This window comes from Providencia sp. UF-224, assembly GCF_058245955.1.
On sequence record NZ_JBSICC010000007.1, the window covers coordinates 59732 to 79528 of the forward strand.

Genomic DNA, 19797 nt, shown 5'->3' on the forward strand with positions numbered 1-19797 from the left:
TAATAAGCTTCTTTATTAAAATTAGAATTCTTTTCTCAACCAACTGGTGATTTTACTGAACCAACCTGTGACTGAGGCACGCTTTTCTGTTTCGGTATCATCACCAAGATGGCTTTCTTTACCGTAATGCAGAAGCCCAACTGCGGTAGAGTAGTATGGCTCCTGCGCGTAATCTGTTAACCCTGTAATATTTAGCGGAGTGCCGATTCTTACTTGGGTATGGAACACTTTTTGCGCACATTCAACTAAACCGTCAATCTGTGCGGCACCGCCCGTTAAGACAATACCTGCCGCTAAATGGTGTTTGACACCTTGTTGACGTAACTGTTCCTGTAAATTTAAAATTTCTTCATTTACTAAGTTTAACAGCTCAGTATACCGCGGCTCGATGACTTCTGCTAAGGTTTGACGCTGTAAACTTCTTGGTGGTCGACCACCGACACTCGGCACTTCCACCGTTTCGTCTTTACTCACAATCGAACCAACAGCGCAACCATGACGTACTTTAATGGCTTCTGCATCACTTGGTGGTGTACCGAAAGCATAGGCAATATCGCTGGTCACGACATTCCCTGCATAAGGGATCACTTTTGTATGGCGTAACGCACCGCCTGTATAAACGGCCATATCCATGGTACCACCACCGATATCAACCACACACACACCTAATTCACGTTCATCTTCGGTTAAGACGCTATAGCTTGCTGCGAGACCAGCAAAAATCAGCTGGTCAACTTTTAACCCACAGCGCTCAACAGCTTTCACAATATTTTTCGCCATATCATTATGGCAAGTAATCAAATGAACTTTTGCTTGCATACGCACACCCGACAAACCAACGGGGTTTTTAATCCCTTCTTGGTAGTCGATAGCAAATTCTTGCGGGATCACGTGCAAAATTCGATGTTCATCACGAACACGCACTGATTTCGCCGTATGCACAACACTATCAACATCTTCTTGCGTCACTTCTTCTTCAGAAACTGGCACCATACCAATTTCATTTTGGCAGCTGACGTGTTTACCTGAAAGCGCCAGATAGACAGAGGAAATTTGGCAATCTGCCATCAGCTCTGCTTGGTCGATAGCTCTTTGAACACATTTTACGACAGACTCTAAGTCGTTTACGCCGCCTTTATCCATTCCACGAGATGGACAGCTTCCCACCCCGATAATATTAACCATACCATCGGGCAGAATTTCGCCAACAAGGGCCGATACCTTGGAAGTTCCAATTTCAAGGCCTACCACTAATTTTCTGTCCGTTGCTTTAATCATTTCTTCTGCCTAATTTGAGTTATTAGCAATATTTTTTATTGTAACCCCGGTGGTGCATCGACCAAAACTGGTGCCCAGCCCACCGCAGCACCACTGGTATAACGTAAGTCAACATAGTCGACTCGTTTATCCGTTGTTTGCTGCAAGAGCGGATACAGTTCAAGGAACCGATTTAACCGCTCTAAAACATCTTTTTTACCCAGTTCGATTCGGGTGTCGTTATCCAAAATAATCTGCCACGCATGACGGGCTGTCATTGATAACGATTTAAGTTTTAGTTTGTTTGTCGCTAACGTACTTTGAAAGTTGGCTAACTCTTTTAGGACCTCTTTTTGGCTCCCTTGTGGGCCATAAAGCAAGACATAATCCCCTTTGCCACTTTCGCTTGCGGGCAAGTTAAATACCCTGCCTTCCGCATCCACCATGTTTTGGTCGTTCCATCTGGCGTATGGTCGATACTCAACAATATGAATCTTTAATTCATCAGGCCATTGTTTACGCACTGTGACTTGGCGTATCCATGGCATCATGCTTATTTGGTTCTGGATAGCGTTGACATCAACAGTCATAAACGTACCCGGTTGCCCTAATGATAAAATCGCCTTTCTGACATCGTCATTCTTGGTGTAATGCCGCTCACCCGTTAGGACAAGCTTTGACATCGGTAATCTGTCGGCATCTTTCATCCATGTCATCACCATCCAACCGCTCCAAACGATGGTGCCCACAACGATGAGAAAGAAGAACAACCCACCTAAAAATGTCCCATTACTTGGACCAGAACGTGGGTCATCATCGTTGTGATTCTTATGATGCCTGACGTTTAACGCTGCTTGTGACATATCAACGAGCCAATTCTAAAATTCGCACAACTAACTGCGAAAAATCTAAACCTGCCTGACGCGCAGCCATTGGCACTAGGCTGTGGCTTGTCATACCCGGCGACGTGTTCACTTCTAACAAGTAAAACTGGCCATCGCTATCTTGCATTACATCAACGCGCCCCCAGCCATCACAACCAACCGCTAAATAAGCGTTCATCGCTAATTCGGTAAGCTCAGACTCACGCTGTGCATCTAATCCACTTGGGCAGAAATATTGCGTCTCATCAGACAAATATTTTGCTTCGTAGTCATAAAATATCCCCGGTGGCTGGATACGAATCGACGGTAGGGTTTTATCACCTAACACCGCGATGGTGTATTCAGGACCACTGAGCCACTTTTCAACTAATACGGTTTCGTCGAAACGAAACGCTAATTCAAGTGCCGCAGGCAGCGCATCTAAGCTATCCACTTTGCTCATACCAACACTCGAACCTTCTAAACTGGGTTTTACAATTAATGGCAAACCCAGTGTGTTAACTTTTGCAGTGATTTGTTCACGGCTCATCTGCAAATGTTGCTGTTTAGTTAAGTATATATAAGGAGATACACTTAGTCCCGCACCTTGCCATAATTGTTTTGTTCTGAGTTTATCCATGCTCAGTGCCGATGCCATCACACCACTTCCCGTGTAAGGCAAGCCAAGGTATTCAAGCATTCCTTGAATTGTACCATCTTCACCGCCACGACCATGTAATGCGATGAAAACTTTATCAAAACCTGCTTCTTTTAGCGTAATAACAGGGAAAGTTTTGGTATCAATAGGATGCGCATCAACCCCGCCTTGACGAAGCCCTGCCAGCACGGCATTTCCTGACTGAAGTGATACTTCACGTTCAGCTGATGTCCCACCAAATAGCACCGCAATTTTCTCTGCCATGTTTATTCCTCGACCATCGGCGGCTGTAATTTCGTTTCCGCGAGTGTTTTGGCTATTTTACCAATATTTCCTGCGCCTTGAACTAAAATTAAATCATTTTCATCAAGAGTTTGAGCTAAAAGATGAGAAATCTGTTCCGGCTCCGAAACATAAATCGGATCAATCTGGCCACGACCGCGAATTGTGCGGCATAATGAGCGGCTATCTGCCCCTGCAACGTGCTTTTCACCCGCTGAATACACATCCAGCATCAATAACACATCCACTTGCCCTAATACATTGACAAAGTCATCGTATAAATCACGGGTACGTGTATAACGATGAGGTTGAAATATCATCACAATGCGTTTATCTGGCCAGCCTGCTCTCGCCGCTTTAATAGTGGCATCCACTTCAGTTGGGTGATGACCATAGTCATCCACTAACATGACCTCACCCTCTTTGCCGTTAACATTGCGTAATGCGAAATTACCCAAGAAATCAAAACGGCGACCAGTGCCTTGGAATTCCACTAGTGCAGACAAAATGTGTAAATCATCAATGCCTTCTTCCGTCGCAACCGCAACTGCAGCAGTGGCGTTTAGTGCATTATGGCGACCTGGTGCGTTCAATACGACCGTCAATTCCGGCATATTTTCACGGGCAATAGTGAAAAAGCCTTGATTACCTTTTTGTTCATATTTGGTGATACGCACATCGGCGTCTTCACTGAAACCATAAGTAGTGATGTAACGGCCAATCTTTGGTAGCAATGAACGGATAACAGGGTCATCAATGCACATCACTGCACGGCCATAGAATGGTAAGTTATGCAGGAAATTAATGAACGTGTCCGTTAAATTATCAAAGTTGCCTTGGTAAGTATCCATGTGGTCAGCTTCGATATTGGTCACGACTGCCACCAATGGCTGCAAATGCAAGAACGAGGCATCACTTTCATCCGCTTCTGCAATCAGGTAACGGCTGCTACCCAAGCGAGCATGTGTGCCCGCTGATTTCACTAACCCACCGTTAACAAACGTTGGGTCTAAACCTGCTTGAGCGTAAATACCTGAAATCATTGCGGTCGTAGTGGTTTTACCGTGAGTCCCTGCAACGGCGATACCATGACGGTAGCGCATGAGTTCAGCGAGCATTTCAGCGCGACGAATAACCGGAATACGGAGTTCTTTCGCTGCCTGAATTTCAGGGTTTTCACTTGAAATCGCCGTTGAAACGACAACCACACTGGCATTCTCAACATTTTCCGGACGGTGATTAAAATAAATCGTTGCACCTAATTCGGTTAATTGTTGAGTCACAGCATTGGGCGCCAAGTCTGAACCACTAATTTCATAGCCTTCATTTGCCAACACTTCAGCGATACCACCCATGCCAGCACCACCGATGCCGACAAAATGGATGTGCCTGACTCTTCTCATTTCTGGCACTGATGTTCTTAATTTCGCTAATTGTTGTGTATTCACTCTGTTTTCGCTTCTTTATAAATTCGTATCAAATGTGACTAAAGCTATTTAGCCACTTCGCAAATCACGGCGGCAACACGCTCGGTTGCATCACTAATCGCACAATCATGGGCTTTTTCAGCCATCGACAACAATTCTGCTCTATCCCACTGTTCCAGCAAGCTTGCTACCGCTTCTGCGGTAAATTGTGGCTGTTCTAAGATCTTCGCGGCGCCTGCTTTTTCCAGTGGTAATGCGTTCCAATATTGTTGGCGGTCTTTGTGCTGAAAAGGCACAAAAATAGCAGGTAAACCTGCCGCTGCAACTTCACTGACGGTCAATGCGCCAGAACGGCATACAACAATATCTGCCCAAGCATAAGCTTGCGCCATATCGTCAATAAATTCAGTAACTTTATACTCAGAATTGCCTGAAACTTGCAGCTGTTCATTATACAACGCTTCAGTGGATTCCTTACTGCCTTTTCCCGCTTGATGCCAGATATTTAACTGTTTGCCTACTTTTGCAGCAACCTGAGGCATCACTTGGTTTAAAATTCGTGCGCCTTGGCTACCACCAACAACTAATACGCGTATCGCGCCTTCTCGCCCAGCTAAGCGAGCAGCAGGCGCAGGAAGTGCCAACACATCTTCACGAACAGGGTTACCAACGACAGGCGCATCAGGGAAAGCTCCCGGAAATGCTTGCAAAACCCGTTTTGCAATGCGTGATAGCCATTTATTCGTCAAGCCCGCGATGCCATTTTGCTCATGCAAAACAACCGGAACACCACACTGCCAGGCCGCAATACCGCCGGGGCCTGAAACATACCCGCCCATGCCTAATACCGCGTCGGGCTGATAACGCTTGATGATTGTTTTCGCTTGTCGTATTGCTTTATAAATACGCCATGGTGCGCCTAACTGTGCAGCAATGCCTTTGCCTCTTAGACCTGAAATCTGAATAAATTCAATGTCTATGCCATGTTTTGGCACTAAGGTCGCTTCCATTCTATCTGCAGTACCTAACCAGCGAATTTCCCAGCCCTGAGCCTGCAAATAATGCGCCACAGCGAGCCCCGGAAAGACATGCCCTCCTGTTCCACCTGCCATGACGAGTAATTTTTTTGGCTGACTCATTTGGTACTCCTTACAAACGCCTGCGCTTTTTCTAGACGTGTTTCAAAATCAATTCGCAGTAATACCGCTATCGCTGCGGCCATCACTAATAAACTGGAACCACCATAACTAATTAGGGGTAACGTTAACCCTTTCGTTGGCAGCATACCGGAGGCTGCACCGACGTTAACCAAGGCTTGGAAAGTAAACCAAATGCCGATTGAACAAGCCATATAGCCGCCAAATAATTGGTTAGACATCAGCGCGCGACGACCAATCATCATCGCCCTAAATGCCAACATAAATACCATTAACAGGACTAATACAACTCCCACATAGCCCAGTTCTTCCGCTAACACGGAGAAAATAAAGTCAGTGTGTGCTTCAGGGAGGTATTCCAGTTTTTGAACGGAATTACCTAACCCTTGGCCTAACATTTCACCACGACCAAATGCCATTAACGATTGTGTTAACTGGTAACCACTACCAAATGGGTCATCCCATGGGTTCAAGAACGAGGTTACACGGCGCAAACGGTAAGGCTCAAACCAGATCAGCGCTAATACCCCCACCGCACAGGTGGCGATACCAATAATAAACGGTGCTAACCTTGCACCCGCTAAAAACAGTAAACCTAATGTGGTGACGACTAATACAATGACCGTACCCAAGTCTGGCTGTAAAAGCAGTAATGACGCCATCACAATCAAAATACACATCGGTTTGATAAACCCGAGGAAGCGAGTGCGGACTTCTTCTGACTTGCGTACTAAGTAGCTTGAAACATAGCAAAATAGGGTAAATTTCGAAATTTCAGCAGGCTGAATTTTCACAAGCCCAACGTCAATCCAGCGAGATGCCCCGTTAACTGAGCTCCCTGCGACTAATACCACCACTAGCATGCCCAATGAGCCCATCAGAAATAGGAAATTATACTTTTCCCAAAAGGCCATCGGGATACGCATAACCGCTAATGATAAGGCGAAAGCTATAACCAAATAGACCACATCACGTTTTGCAAAGTAAAACGGGTCTTCTGTCAAACGTTGCCCAACAGGCATCGAAGCAGAGGTCACCATAATGAAGCCGATTGCCGCTAAACCGAATGCCAACCATACTAATGTACGGTCGTACAGCGTTGAGCCTGAAATCACGCCATTTTTTTCGCCAATGACCCAATTTTTTAAACGCATCGCACCCGGTATAGTCATTACCCAAGCTCCTTCGCTAATTGCGCAAAAACAGCGCCACGTTGCTCAAAGTTTTTAAACTGATCTAAACTGGCGCAAGCTGGCGATAATAACACCATGTCCCCTGCTTTTAATTGCGGCGCAATTTGGCGTAAACTTTGTTCCATCGTGTCAGTTAATACTGATTTTTCAGGGGCTAAAGCGGCTAATGATTTGCCATCACGGCCAAAGCAATATAAATGGTAGTTATCCGCTGCAATATATTGTTTTAATGATGAAAAATCGGCTGATTTACCATCACCACCTAACAATAAATAGACTGAGCCGTCAACGTGCAGACCATTCAGTGCCGCTTCAGTGCTACCCACATTGGTGGCTTTAGAGTCATTAATCCAACGTACACCATTGTTAAATAACACTAATTCAAAGCGATGTGCTAAACCTGCATAGGTTTTCAATACCTCAATACACGCTGGACGCGGAATGTTCACTGCATCCGCAAGGGCTAACGCAGCCAATGCGTTCAAATAGTTGTGCTGCCCTGACAGGTGCATCTCTTTGACGTCTAACAGTGTTTCGCCGTTGACCACCAACAGACGTTTTTTTGAATCAAAACAATACTCGCCACTGTTTACCCCAAAACCAATACATTCATCAGCTGATTTGTTTTCAGGCAGTGTTAACGCATCTTGCCTATTCACGATGCAATTTTGTGCACCCTGATAAATTTTTAATTTCGCGCTGCGGTATTGCGCTAAGCCCAGAGGATATCTGTCCATATGGTCTTCGCTAATATTCAGTACCGTTGCTGCAGCCGCTTTTAGGCTTGATGTGGTTTCGAGTTGGAAACTGGATAGCTCTAAAACGTACAATGCATGGCCTGAATTGAGTAAAGACAGCGCTGGCGTGCCAATATTGCCGCCTACACCGACAGAAATCCCTGCCGCGCTCGCCATCTCCCCCACTAACGAGGTGACTGTGCTTTTCCCGTTTGACCCTGTAATCGCCACAATTGGCGCATCCGCTTCACGGCAAAACAGCTCAATATCACCGACGATTTCAATACCGTTTTGCGCAGCTTCCTGCAATTGTGGTGTCGCTAATGCAATCCCTGGGCTTGCAACAATCAAATCCGCTTCTTGAAGCCATACGTTGTTCAAACTTCCGCTATGGCACTGCACATTTTCAGGCAGTTTATCCACACCCGGAGGTGTTGCACGGGTATCCATCACGCGTGGCACAACACCACGCTCAATGAAAAATTGAACGCAAGATAGGCCTGTAACTCCCAGACCTATAATGACAACGTTCTTACCCTGATAATCGACCATATTAACGCACCTTCAACGTTGCCAGCCCAATCAGCACTAGCATCAAGGAAATAATCCAGAAACGCACGATAACACGAGGTTCTGGCCAGCCTTTCAATTCATAATGATGGTGAATTGGAGCCATGCGGAAGATCCGTTGACCGCGTAATTTAAACGAACCAACCTGTAAAATTACGGACAAGGTTTCAACCACAAAGACCCCACCCATAATCACTAATAAGAACTCTTGGCGCAGTAACACGGCGATAGTGCCCAGTGCACCACCAAGCGCCAGTGAGCCCACATCCCCCATGAAAACTTGTGCTGGGTATGTGTTAAACCAGAGGAAGCCTAAACCTGCCCCAACAATGGCGGTACAGACAATCACTAATTCACCTGCGTGTGGTAAGAATGGAATATGCAGGTAGCCCGCAAAATTGACGTTACCTGTCGCCCATGCCACTAACGCAAAACCCGCCGCCACAAACACGGTTGGCATGATGGCTAAACCATCAAGGCCATCAGTTAAGTTCACGGCGTTACTGGTACCAACAATCACAAAATAGGTCAGTAAAATATATAACATGCCCAGTTGTGGCATCACGTCTTTGAAAAATGGCACCACCAATTGCGTTGCTGGCGTGTCTTTCCCAATCGCATACATAGAAAATGCCACCACTAACGCGATAACGGACTGCCAGAAATATTTCCAGCGAGCGATTAAGCCACGCGTATCTTTTCTTACCACTTTGCGGTAATCGTCCACAAAGCCCACGATGCCATAGCCGATTAACACCAGCAATACGCACCAAACGTAAGGGTTATCTAAACGCGCCCACAATAAGACAGACACGGTGATTGAAAACAGGATTAATAAACCGCCCATGGTTGGTGTGCCACGCTTGCTAAAGTGTGACTCAGGGCCTTCGCTACGGACAACTTGACCAATCTGCATTTTTTGCAGATAAGCAATCAGGTGCGGGCCCATCCATAAGGCGATCGCAAGTGCAGTCAGCAAACCGACAATGGCTCTGAACGTCAGGTATGAAAAAACGTTCAAGACAGAAAACTTGTGGACCAACATTTCGGCAAGCCAGACTAACATTCGAAGCACTCCTTCAATGCATTCACGACATCTTCCATCGCGGAGCTGCGTGAACCTTTAACTAAAATAGAAACAACATCATTCTGCTGTGCTAGCGGAATTAGTCGGGTTAATAAATCGCTTTTTACCGTAAAGTGCTCACCACACTCACTAAATTCGCTGATCAACTCGCTCAGTTGACCAACGCTGAATACTTTATCTAAGCCCGCCTGTTTAGCTGCAACACCAACACGCTGATGGCATTCTTCGGCGTAGTCACCCAGCTCACCCATATCACCGACAACTAAAATGCGGTAACCCGGCATTTTTTCCAGTACGTGAATGGCGGCAATCATAGAGCCATCATTAGCATTGTATGTGTCGTCTAATACCACTTTGTGTTCCGCTAAGCGAACAGGGAACAAACGCCCCGGCACCGCTTTAGTATTTGCTAAGCCATTCTTAATATCTTCGAGGCTTGCACCCACCGAAATGGCTAATGCACTCGCCGCTAACACGTTGGCAATATTATGTACGCCCGGCAAAGGTAACGTGATATCAACGTGCCCAACGGGGGTATGCAACACAAAATCCGTTGTTAATTGGTTGATTTGAATATCGGTCGGGTAGAAATCAGCTTTAGGCTGCTGTGTTAATGAGTAATACCACACGGTTTGGCGCGGTTGGAATTGCCATTTTTCACTGTAGCTATCCAAGTTGACAATCGCCGTCCCTTCTTCTGGGATACCTTGGTAAATCTCACCTTTGGCTTTAGCGACACCCTCTGGCGAACCAAACCCTGCTAAGTGTGCACCAAATAAATTGTTCACTAATGCGGTTTCAGGCTTCACGATATTGGTGGTATAGGCGATTTCATTTGGGTGGTTAGCACCCATTTCAATCACAGCAAAATCATGCTCTGGCGTTAAGCGAAACAGCGTTAACGGTACGCCGATATCGTTATTTAAATTGCCTGCGGTATATAAGGTTTTGCCACGCTCTGCCAAAATAGAGGCGGTCATTTCTTTTACAGAGGTTTTACCCGATGACCCGGTTAAACCGACAATGCGAGCACTCACTTGCTGGCGAACCCACGCTGCAAGTTGCCCCATCGCAATACGGGTGTCTTTTACAACCACCTGCGGGCAATTTACGGCTAATTTATGGTCGACTAATAATGCTTTTGCACCATCAGCCACCACTTGCTCAGCAAAATCATGAGCATCAAAACGTTCGCCTTTAAGGGCGATAAACAGGCAACTTTCACCTATTTTACGGCTATCTGTGCTCACGTTTTCAATCACGAACTCGCTATTAGGTGCAGACTCAATCCGCCCTGAGGTGATTTTTGCAAGCTGCGCGAGGGTTAATGAAATCATGCGATCACCCCCAATAAGCGCGCTACCGTTAAGCGGTCAGAGTAATCTAATTTACGGTTACCAATAATTTGGTAATCTTCGTGGCCTTTACCGGCAAGGACAATCACATCATCGGGTGAGGCTTGTAAAATCGTATTGGTGACCGCTTCTGGGCGACCGGGAATAGCTAATGCTCGGCTTGAATCTAATAAGCCCGCCATGATGTCGTTGATAATATCAATAGGGTCTTCGCTGCGTGGGTTATCGTCAGTGATCACGATTTTATCGGCCCACTCTTCCGCAGCGGCACCCATAAGTGGGCGCTTACCTTTGTCACGGTCACCACCACAGCCAAATACGCACCAAAGTTGCCCTTTACAATGTAAACGAGCTGCCGCAAGGGCTTTTTCTAATGCGTCAGGTGTATGTGCATAATCGACAACAACCGTTGGTTTGTTCGGTGCGCTGAAGACTTCCATTCGACCACAAACTGGGGAAAGGGATGAGGTCGATGCTAATAATTGCTCGAGCGGATAATCCATCATTAACAATGTCGCCATCGCAACTAATAAGTTACTGACGTTAAACGCCCCCATCAGCGGGCTTTCAAATGCGCCTTTGCCCCACGTGGAGTCAAAATGAATGGTAGCGCCCTTATCATGGTATTCCACTTCAGTGGCTTTTAACCATGGGCCTTGCCAGTTTGTAGGGATACGGTTTTCCATCGTCACAGCGCACGCTTGTGGTAAGCGCTGTAACCATTTCAGCCCAACGTCATCATCTGCATTAATAATTTGATTTTTGGTTTGATGCGTCGAGAACAGTAACCATTTTGCTGCTTCGTAATTTTCCATATCACCATGGTAATCAAGGTGATCACGGCTTAGATTGGTGAACACAGCAGCTTCAAATTGCAATGCTGCCACACGCCCTTGCACTAAACCGTGGGAAGACACTTCCATCGCAGTCAACGTGGCTTTTTTATTTAACAGTTGCGTGAGCTCAAGCTGGATATCTACCGCCGAGCCTGTGGTGTTTTCTGTCGGTGAAACTTGCCCTAACAGGCCATTTCCAACCGTACCCATCACTGCACTTGTCTCGCCAAGGCCTTTCGCCCACTGCGCAATCAGCTGAGTTGTCGTTGTTTTACCGTTTGTTCCTGTGACGCCCACTAATTTCATTTTGGCTGAAGGCTGGTCATAAAACTCACCCGCCAGTGCCGATAAACGGTTGTTTAAGTCATTGAGATAAATCACTGGCACGCCGTGAACAAAGCGGATCTCACCTTCTTCCGCTTCCCCTTGAGCCTCAGCGATCACCGCACCAACCCCTTGAGCAATCGCTTGAGGAATATAGTGCCGACCATCCGATTGATGGCCTTTTATAGCAATAAACAGATCACCCGCGGCAACCTTTCGGCTGTCTAGCGTCATCTCACGCAGTGAGATAGGAGTTGTGCTTACACCAAATGGCGCAAGGAGATCACAAAGATTACGATCTGCCACTTTTAACCTCTTTTTGACTGTTCACAATTTCATTTTTATCGTTAGGTTGTAATGCATCTGGCTCAACATTCATCAGTCGTAAGACACCGCCCATAATTGAGCCAAACACGGGAGCAGAAACTGCCCCTCCGTAGTACTTACCGCCGCTCGGCTCATTGATCAGGACAACAAGCGCATAACGTGGATTACTGGCTGGCGCGACACCCGCTGCATAAGCAAGGTATTTATCAACATAGCGCCCTTCAGGACCGACTTTTTTCGCGGTCCCGGTTTTAATTGCAATTCGGTAACCTTTAATCGCTGCACGTGCTCCACCACCGCCGGGCAGTGCCACGCTTTCCATCATATGCACCACCGTGCGCATAATTGGCTCAGGGAAAACACGCGTTCCCGGCACTGGTGGGTCAACCTTTGTGATAGACAGCGGCCTGTAGATACCAAAACTACCGATTGTCGCGTAGGCTCGCGCTAATTGTAACGGCGTTACCATTTGCCCGTAGCCAAAAGAAAAGGTGGCCCTATCTAAATCAGACCACCGTGTTTTTTTACTTGGAAAGATGCCACTACTTTCCCCGACTAACCCCAGATTAGTCGGCTTGCCAAACCCAAAGCGGCTATACACATCCACCAGCTCTGTGGCAGGCATCGCTAACGCCAGTTTAGAAACACCCACGTTACTCGACTTCTGTAAAATCCCAGTAATAGTTAACTCCGCATAGCGTGCAACGTCTTTAATTTCATGGCCGCTAATACGATATGGATAGGTATTAATCACTGAGTTTTCTTTGATAATTTTGTTGTGCAGCGCGCTCATTACCACCATCGGTTTCACCGTTGAGCCCGGCTCAAAAATATCGGTAATTGCACGGTTACGCATGGCATCCATTGCGGTGCCAGCAAGGTTATTTGGGTTATAAGATGGGCTATTTGCCATCGCCAAAATTTCCCCTGTGTGCACATCCACTAAAATCGCCACGCCTGATTCCGCTTTGTTTTCTTGTACGCCGCGGGTCAGTTCACGGTAAACAATCGATTGAATACGTTCATCGATGCTCAACGTTAAGTTATGTGCCGCTTGGCTATCGACAGACGAAATGGTTTCGATCACGCGACCATTACGGTCTTTACGAACAGTACGCTCTCCCGGCGAACCTTTTAACCAACGGTCAAAGCTCTTTTCAACGCCTTCAATACCTTCCCCGTCAATGTTTGTCACCCCCAGTAAGTGAGCAGTTACAGGGCCTGACGGGTAATAACGGCGGGATTCTTTACGCAGATAGATACCCGGGATTTTTAATTTTTTAACGTAGTCACCGATAGACGGGTTAACTTGGCGCGCTAAATACACAAAACGGCCACGCGGGTTGGCCGATATTTTGTTGGTAATTTGTTCGAGTGGAATTTCGAGTGCGTCTGCAAGGGCTTTCCAGTGCTCATCATTGCTAACCCCGCCTTTCTCAAACACTTCTTTTGGATCAGCCCAAATTGCGTTGACGGGGACACTAACCGCAAGCTGCCGACCTTCACGGTCGCTGATCATACCACGCGCCGTCGCAACTTCCTGAACACGTAAAGAACGCAAATCGCCCTCTTTAACTAGCTTTTCAGGGGCGATAATTTGTAAGTAGGCGACACGGGTTAATAACCCTGCTAGCGCCAAGACAATGCACCCGCACAGCAAAATAAAGCGCCAGCGGACAAAGCTGGTACTTTCTTCTTGTTTCTTATTTTTTGCTGTTTTTGGTGCTTTCATTGGGAACCTTTTTTATTGCTGAGAAACAATAATTTTTTCTTGTGATGGCTCAACTTGAACCATCTGTAATTTATCAACGGACAAACGCTCAATACGGCTATGGCTCGCTAAGGCATTTTCCTCGAGGATCAGATTGCGCCATTCAATATCCAGCGAGTCTTTCTCTTCGTATAATTTGTCTTTGGCCGCGGTTAATAAGCGCGTTTCGTGTGCCGTAGTAACCACAAATACCGCGCTAATAATAATCGCAGCCAATAAAATCAAAGGAACGATGCCGTAGCGAAATAAATCACGTCCAATCACGCGTGCTAGGCTGTGCCTTTCAGGAACCATTATTGCGCCGCCTTCTCTGCAAAACGCAGCACCGAACTGCGTGCGCGTGGGTTTTCGTCAATTTCGTTATCCGATGGCTTCATTTTGCCTAAATCACGTAACTGCGCTGCACCTAATGCTTTAATTTGCGTTTCCGTCAGTGGGATCCCAGCAGGTACACTTGGCCCTTTACTGTTTTTGCGGATAAATTGTTTAACTAGTCTGTCTTCCAAAGAGTGGAAACTGATCACCGACAAGCGCCCTTCTGGTGCCAAAACACCCATTGCACCGTTTAACGCCTGCTCAATCTCTTCCAACTCGCTATTGATGTAGATACGAATAGCCTGAAAACTGCGAGTTGCAGGGTGCTTATGTCGGTCTTTCATCGGACTAACTTTAGAAATCAACTCAGCCAGATGGCGTGTTCGGGTCAATGGCTCTTCTTCTGGGTTATGATTGCGCTCCACAATCGCCCTTGCGATACGCTTCGAAAAACGCTCTTCACCAAAGGTTTTGAGTACCCATGCAATGTCATCAGCCTCTGCATTCATCAACCATTGTTGCGCTGATTGCCCTTTGGTTGGGTCCATACGCATATCTAATGGCCCGTCACGCATAAATGAAAACCCTCTTTCTGGGTCATCTAGCTGCGGCGAAGACACGCCTAAATCCAATAAAACACCGTCAATTTGCCCCACCAGCCCTTCTTCTTCCACGTATTGTGCAATGTCTGAGAACGGGCCGTGCTTAATCATAAAACGCGGATCATCAATGGCTTGTGCCGCTTTAATCGCTTCTGGGTCACGGTCAATGGCGATTAAACGCCCGTGCTCACCCAGTTGGCTTAAAATTAAGCGAGAATGCCCGCCACGACCAAAAGTGCCATCGATATAAATGCCATTTGGCTTAATATTCAAGCCATTAACGGCTTCATCCAATAATACGGTTACGTGCTTAAATTGCTGTTGCGTCATTGTTATAGTGACAAATCCTGTAAGCGGGCTGAGAGTGGTTCAGTGGTGAGGCGCTCCGCAGCGATATCATTTTCCACTTGTTTGTACCAAGTTTGCTCATCCCAAAGTTCAAATTTATTAATCTGGCCAACCAACATGACCTCTTTGGTTAGCCCTGCGTGTTGGCGCAATGTATTGGCTAACAAAAGACGTCCTGCATTATCCATTTGGCATTCGCTAGCGTGACCCAGTAAAAGCCGTTGTACACGTCGCTCAGCTTCGTTCATGGTGGATAAGCGAGACAGTTTTTCCTCAATGATTTCCCATTCAGGTAGGGTATAAAGCAGCAGGCACGGCTGGTGAAGGTCAATGGTACAAACCATTTGCCCTTTCGCTTCCTCGGTCAGCATTCCTCGATAACGAGTAGGCACGGTTAGCCGCCCTTTGCTGTCGAGATTAACCAGTGTTGCCCCACGAAACATACCCGATTAAACCCCTTTCATTTCCTAGTCACCCACTTTACCCCACAATTCTCCACATATAAAGTTTACGAATGGTATGAAAACCTTGTCAAGCCAGCCACGCTCAGCTTTAGGTTTATTTACAGAACAATTCAGAAAATATAAGGATGGGTAAAATCTTACTTGGAAAGAAAATAAGAAATAACAAATTGATATAATTAGCTAATTTTATAAATTTCACACAAAATAACAAAACAACTGTTTATTGCTGAGAAATCATAAAAATCACGCTAAATCCAATCTCTATCTCATTTTTAATCAGCCTATTTCGTACCAATTCTTTACTTTTAATCTGTTCTTAAAACTGGGTTAATCCCCTTCGAGGACTAAAACACGGCTCTAGAAAAATAAAATCGTTATATTTCAGACCACTAAACAACTGTTTTAATAAACAGTACTTAAGTTAATAAAAAAAATGCCAACCCAATACAGCGATGAATAAAAACTCGCTTTATTTTTATTTTTATCGCATTTAGCTTTTGTTACAAAATAAACAAACAATCGATTAAGATAATTCCTAAAGTTAAATATTTACCTATTTTTAACCGATAAAAAAAAGACCCCTACATTGTAGGGGCCCTTATATTACTCATAATCGTGATCAACATCACTCATTATTGAGAAGCTTTACACTGATTGCCCAAAGTTCAGGCTATTTATTGCTTACGGCCTAAACTTCCACGACGACATAAATCACGACGTATGCGAGTGATGCCTGTATCGGGTTTTTGCTTCTCATCAAGACTCGCTAACACGAGCTCAAGAATGCGCTCTGCGATATCGCGGTGGCGCTGTGCAAGTGACAACACAGGGCAACCGAGGAAATCCAATAATTCGTTATCTCCAAAGGTCGCAATAACCATATGCTCAGGCAAACGACCACTGCGTTTGAGTGCAACATCCAGTACGCCTTGGAGCAATGAGAAAGACGTTGTAAATAACGCATCAGGCATCTCATTGCCGCTATCAAGCCAATTTGCAAACACGTCTGCGGCAGAATCACGCTCGTAGCTATTTGCGTACAAATAGTCAACTTCACGCGCATCATCACTCCATGCTTTACGAAAACCCTGCTCACGTAAATAGCTGACAGACAGCTCAGGTAATGCCCCTAAGTACAATACCGATTCAGCTTTGAACTTGCGTAACTCTGCTGAAATCATGAAAGCATCTTCTTGGTCATCCCCTACAACACTAATAAAGTGCTCTTTTTCAAGGGCTCTATCCAGTGCAATAATAGGGAGCGAACGGTTTGCCCAACGCTGATAAAAAGGGTGCTCTGGTGGCAGTGCAGTCGACACAATAATGGCATCAACTTGGCGCTGCAAAAGGTGTTCAACACAACGAATTTCGTTGTCTGGTTGATCCTCAGAACACGCGATTAACAATTGGTAGCCGCGTTGACGTGCCTGTCTTTCTAAATAATTAGCTATACGTGTATAGCTGGTATTTTCCAGATCGGGGATCACTAACCCAATGGAACGGGTGCGCCCTGCACGTAAGCCCGCAGCAACTGCATTTGGATGGTAATTGTGCTCTCTGACGACTGCCATCACTTTTTCAACAGTTTTATCGCTGACTCGATACTGCTTGGCCTTGCCGTTGATCACATAACTAGCCGTTGTGCGGGAAACACCCGCTAGACGGGCTATCTCATCCAGTTTCACGTTAACCTCTTTTTAATTTCGGGAACAGCCTCGAGTCATTCGAGGCCTTATATCCGAGTATTCTACCTTTGGAAGATAAATTTTTCATCGCATAATTTTGTCGCCACGCGAAACACCGACGATACCAGAGCGTACTACTTCAACAATTTCAGCAACACCACGTACTGATTCGATGAAAGCATCCAGTTTATCGCTTGTTCCTGCGAGCTGAACGGTATAAAGCGTTGGCGTGACATCGACGATTTGCCCGCGGAAAATATCCGCACAGCGTTTCACTTCGTCACGTCCATAACCTGAAGCTTGCAACTTCACTAACATGATTTCACGCTCGATATGTGCTGAAGCCGTCAGCTCACTCACACGCAGAACATCCACCAGCTTGTGCAGTTGTTTCTCAATTTGCTCAAGCACTTTTGCATCACCCTTGGTTTGGATGGTCATACGTGACAATGTTGGGTCATCAGTGGGCGCAACCGTCAAACTTTCAATATTATAACCACGCTGAGAGAACAGACCTATGACACGGGACAAAGCACCTGATTCATTTTCTAATAAAACGGATAAAATACGACGCATGATCAGGTCCTCTCTGTTTTGCTCAACCACATTTCGTCCATTGCTCCACCACGGATTTGCATTGGGTAAACGTGTTCGGTTTCATCAATATTGATATCAACAAATACTAAGCGTTGGTTTTCATTCACCTCAACTAGCGCTTGCTTGAGTTTTTCTTCAAGTTCATCAGGAGAAGCAATCGAAATACCAACATGGCCATAAGCCTCTGATAATTTAATAAAATCAGGGAGTGACTGCATGTAGGATTGGGAATGGCGGCCTTGATAAATCATATCTTGCCACTGTTTTACCATGCCTAAAAAACCATTATTGAGGTTCAGGACTAAGACAGGCAAGCCGTATTGCAGTGCCGTTGATAGCTCCTGAATATTCATTTGGATGCTACCATCGCCCGTTACACAAACCACTGTTGAGTTTGGATGGGCTAATTTCACCCCTAATGCGGCAGGTAAACCAAAGCCCATGGTGCCGAGACCACCTGAATTTATCCAATGTCTTGGTTTATCAAACGGATAATACAATGCAGCAAACATTTGATGCTGCCCGACATCCGAAGTCACATACGCCTCACCATTTGTTAAACGATAAATCATTTCAATGGCTTGCTGAGGTTTGACTTTAGTTTGATTGGTTTCATAACGTAGGCACTGTTTTTTGCGCCACTCTTCAATATCTTTCCACCAATCTTTTAATGCATTTTCATCTTGTTTAGCTGAAGCTTGGTCTAACTGCCCTAACATTTGTTTTAAGGTCAATTTCGCATCACCAACAATCGGAATATCAGCATTCACAGTTTTTGAAATTGAAGTTGGGTCAACGTCAATTTGGATCACCGTTGCATTTGGGCAATATTTTTCTAAATTATTGGTTGTACGGTCGTCAAAACGGACGCCCACTGCAAAAATCACATCTGAATTATGCATGACTTTATTTGCTTCATAAGTCCCATGCATACCTAACATGCCGACGGATTGCTTATGGGTTTCAGGAAAAGCCCCTAACCCCATCAAGGTCGAAACAACAGGCAGTTTTAATGCTTCTGCTAACTCAATGAGTTCTGCTGAACAATTAGCGTTAATCGCACCGCCACCAATATAGAAAACGGGTTTTTTTGCCGCGACTAATTTAGAAAGTGCTTTTTTGATCTGCCCTTTGTGCCCTTGCAGGGTCGGGTTATATGACCGTAAAGAAACAGATTCAGGGTAATGATACGGAAATTTAAGTGCAGGGTTCACCGTATCTTTCGGAAAGTCGATCACAACGGGGCCAGGACGGCCACTTGCTGCGATGTAAAAGGCCTTTTTAATCGTCTCAGGAATTTCTTCCGCACTTTTAATTAAAAAACTGTGCTTCACTATCGGGCGGGATATTCCCACCATGTCACATTCTTGGAACGCATCATTACCAATTAAAGAACTAGCAACCTGCCCTGATAGCACCACCATCGGCACAGAGTCCATATAGGCGGTTGCAATGCCAGTAATCGCATTGGTTGCCCCGGGGCCTGAAGTGACGAGAACGACGCCAACATCCCCTGTTGAGCGAGCATAGCCATCGGCCATATGCACTGCGGCTTGTTCATGACGCACCAGAATATGTTCCACACCGCCTACAGTATGAAGCGCATCATAAATATCTAATACTGCACCGCCTGGATACCCAAACACGTGCTTTACTCCTTGGTCAATCAATGACTTGACGACCATTTCAGCTCCCGACAACTTCTCCATGAGTTTGCCCCCAGACATTATTTGCAAGTTAAGAGGTATCAATTACCCCTTTATTTTTATCATTTAAACAGGTTAATGCGTGCTATTAACATATCTCTCTGGCTGAAACGAAGCAAACATCATTTCAGCACAAAAATAGTGACTATTTCACATTATCTTGAACATTTGCCGTTCGCAGAGGGAATAACTGCATATGGAAAAAATGGAAGAAAGATTGACTATTTTCCAGCCAA

At 45.7% G+C, this 19797-nt stretch carries 17 protein-coding genes; all 17 read right to left on the bottom strand.

The window, feature by feature from the left end; translation table 11 throughout:
• Positions 1-21: 21 nt before the first annotated feature.
• Positions 22-1278 (bottom strand): cell division protein FtsA, encoded by a 1257-nt coding sequence (ftsA, locus tag AC4IFO_RS08970; protein WP_225819186.1) that lies wholly within the window; start codon positions 1276-1278, stop codon positions 22-24.
• Positions 1279-1313: 35 nt separating this feature from the next.
• Positions 1314-2120 (bottom strand): cell division protein FtsQ, encoded by an 807-nt coding sequence (ftsQ, locus tag AC4IFO_RS08975; RefSeq protein ID WP_490733617.1) that lies wholly within the window; start codon positions 2118-2120, stop codon positions 1314-1316.
• A gap of 1 nt (position 2121) precedes the next feature.
• Complete coding sequence (locus AC4IFO_RS08980; RefSeq protein WP_490733619.1) at positions 2122-3042, bottom strand: D-alanine--D-alanine ligase; 921 nt, start codon at positions 3040-3042, stop codon at positions 2122-2124.
• A 2-nt stretch (positions 3043-3044) separates the two neighbouring features.
• Positions 3045-4508 carry a UDP-N-acetylmuramate--L-alanine ligase gene (gene murC, locus AC4IFO_RS08985; protein WP_225819189.1) on the bottom strand — a complete coding sequence of 488 codons (1464 nt, stop codon included), beginning with the start codon at positions 4506-4508 and terminating at the stop codon, positions 3045-3047.
• Positions 4509-4552: 44 nt separating this feature from the next.
• On the bottom strand, positions 4553-5626 hold the full coding sequence (gene murG / locus AC4IFO_RS08990) for an undecaprenyldiphospho-muramoylpentapeptide beta-N-acetylglucosaminyltransferase (protein WP_490733621.1): 1074 nt from the start codon (positions 5624-5626) through the stop codon (positions 4553-4555).
• Entirely contained in the window at positions 5623-6816 is a 1194-nt protein-coding gene (ftsW, locus tag AC4IFO_RS08995; protein WP_490733623.1) for a cell division protein FtsW, read from the bottom strand. Before ftsW ends, murG begins: the two co-directional genes overlap by 4 nt.
• The gene (gene murD, locus AC4IFO_RS09000) at positions 6816-8126 is read right to left on the bottom strand and encodes a UDP-N-acetylmuramoyl-L-alanine--D-glutamate ligase (protein WP_490733624.1); all 1311 of its coding nucleotides are present in this window, start codon (positions 8124-8126) and stop codon (positions 6816-6818) included. The genes ftsW and murD overlap by 1 nt, the downstream gene beginning before the upstream one ends.
• A 1-nt stretch (position 8127) precedes the next feature.
• Positions 8128-9210: a phospho-N-acetylmuramoyl-pentapeptide-transferase gene (gene mraY, locus AC4IFO_RS09005; RefSeq protein WP_353242965.1), complete on the bottom strand. Its 1083-nt coding sequence runs from the start codon at positions 9208-9210 to the stop codon at positions 8128-8130.
• Entirely contained in the window at positions 9204-10568 is a 1365-nt protein-coding gene (murF, locus tag AC4IFO_RS09010) for a UDP-N-acetylmuramoyl-tripeptide--D-alanyl-D-alanine ligase (RefSeq protein WP_490733626.1), read from the bottom strand. Before murF ends, mraY begins: the two co-directional genes overlap by 7 nt.
• Positions 10565-12052, bottom strand: coding sequence for a UDP-N-acetylmuramoyl-L-alanyl-D-glutamate--2,6-diaminopimelate ligase (murE, locus tag AC4IFO_RS09015; RefSeq protein WP_490733628.1), 1488 nt, complete (start codon positions 12050-12052; stop codon positions 10565-10567). Before murE ends, murF begins: the two co-directional genes overlap by 4 nt.
• The gene (gene ftsI, locus AC4IFO_RS09020) at positions 12039-13805 is read right to left on the bottom strand and encodes a peptidoglycan glycosyltransferase FtsI (RefSeq protein ID WP_490733630.1); all 1767 of its coding nucleotides are present in this window, start codon (positions 13803-13805) and stop codon (positions 12039-12041) included. The genes murE and ftsI overlap by 14 nt, the downstream gene beginning before the upstream one ends.
• Positions 13806-13817: 12 nt before the next feature.
• The gene (ftsL, locus tag AC4IFO_RS09025) at positions 13818-14138 is read right to left on the bottom strand and encodes a cell division protein FtsL (RefSeq protein WP_206082706.1); all 321 of its coding nucleotides are present in this window, start codon (positions 14136-14138) and stop codon (positions 13818-13820) included.
• The gene (rsmH, locus tag AC4IFO_RS09030; RefSeq protein WP_490733632.1) at positions 14138-15091 is read right to left on the bottom strand and encodes a 16S rRNA (cytosine(1402)-N(4))-methyltransferase RsmH; all 954 of its coding nucleotides are present in this window, start codon (positions 15089-15091) and stop codon (positions 14138-14140) included. Before rsmH ends, ftsL begins: the two co-directional genes overlap by 1 nt.
• 2 nt (positions 15092-15093) lie before the next feature.
• Positions 15094-15552, bottom strand: a complete 459-nt coding sequence (gene mraZ / locus AC4IFO_RS09035) for a division/cell wall cluster transcriptional repressor MraZ (RefSeq protein WP_206082708.1) — start codon at positions 15550-15552, stop codon at positions 15094-15096.
• A gap of 695 nt (positions 15553-16247) precedes the next feature.
• Positions 16248-17258 (bottom strand): catabolite repressor/activator, encoded by a 1011-nt coding sequence (gene cra / locus AC4IFO_RS09040; protein ID WP_490733634.1) that lies wholly within the window; start codon positions 17256-17258, stop codon positions 16248-16250.
• An 84-nt stretch (positions 17259-17342) separates the two neighbouring features.
• Positions 17343-17834 carry an acetolactate synthase small subunit gene (gene ilvN / locus AC4IFO_RS09045; RefSeq protein WP_206082710.1) on the bottom strand — a complete coding sequence of 164 codons (492 nt, stop codon included), beginning with the start codon at positions 17832-17834 and terminating at the stop codon, positions 17343-17345.
• A 2-nt stretch (positions 17835-17836) separates the two neighbouring features.
• The gene (gene ilvI, locus AC4IFO_RS09050; protein WP_490733636.1) at positions 17837-19564 is read right to left on the bottom strand and encodes an acetolactate synthase 3 large subunit; all 1728 of its coding nucleotides are present in this window, start codon (positions 19562-19564) and stop codon (positions 17837-17839) included.
• Positions 19565-19797: the final 233 nt, after the last annotated feature.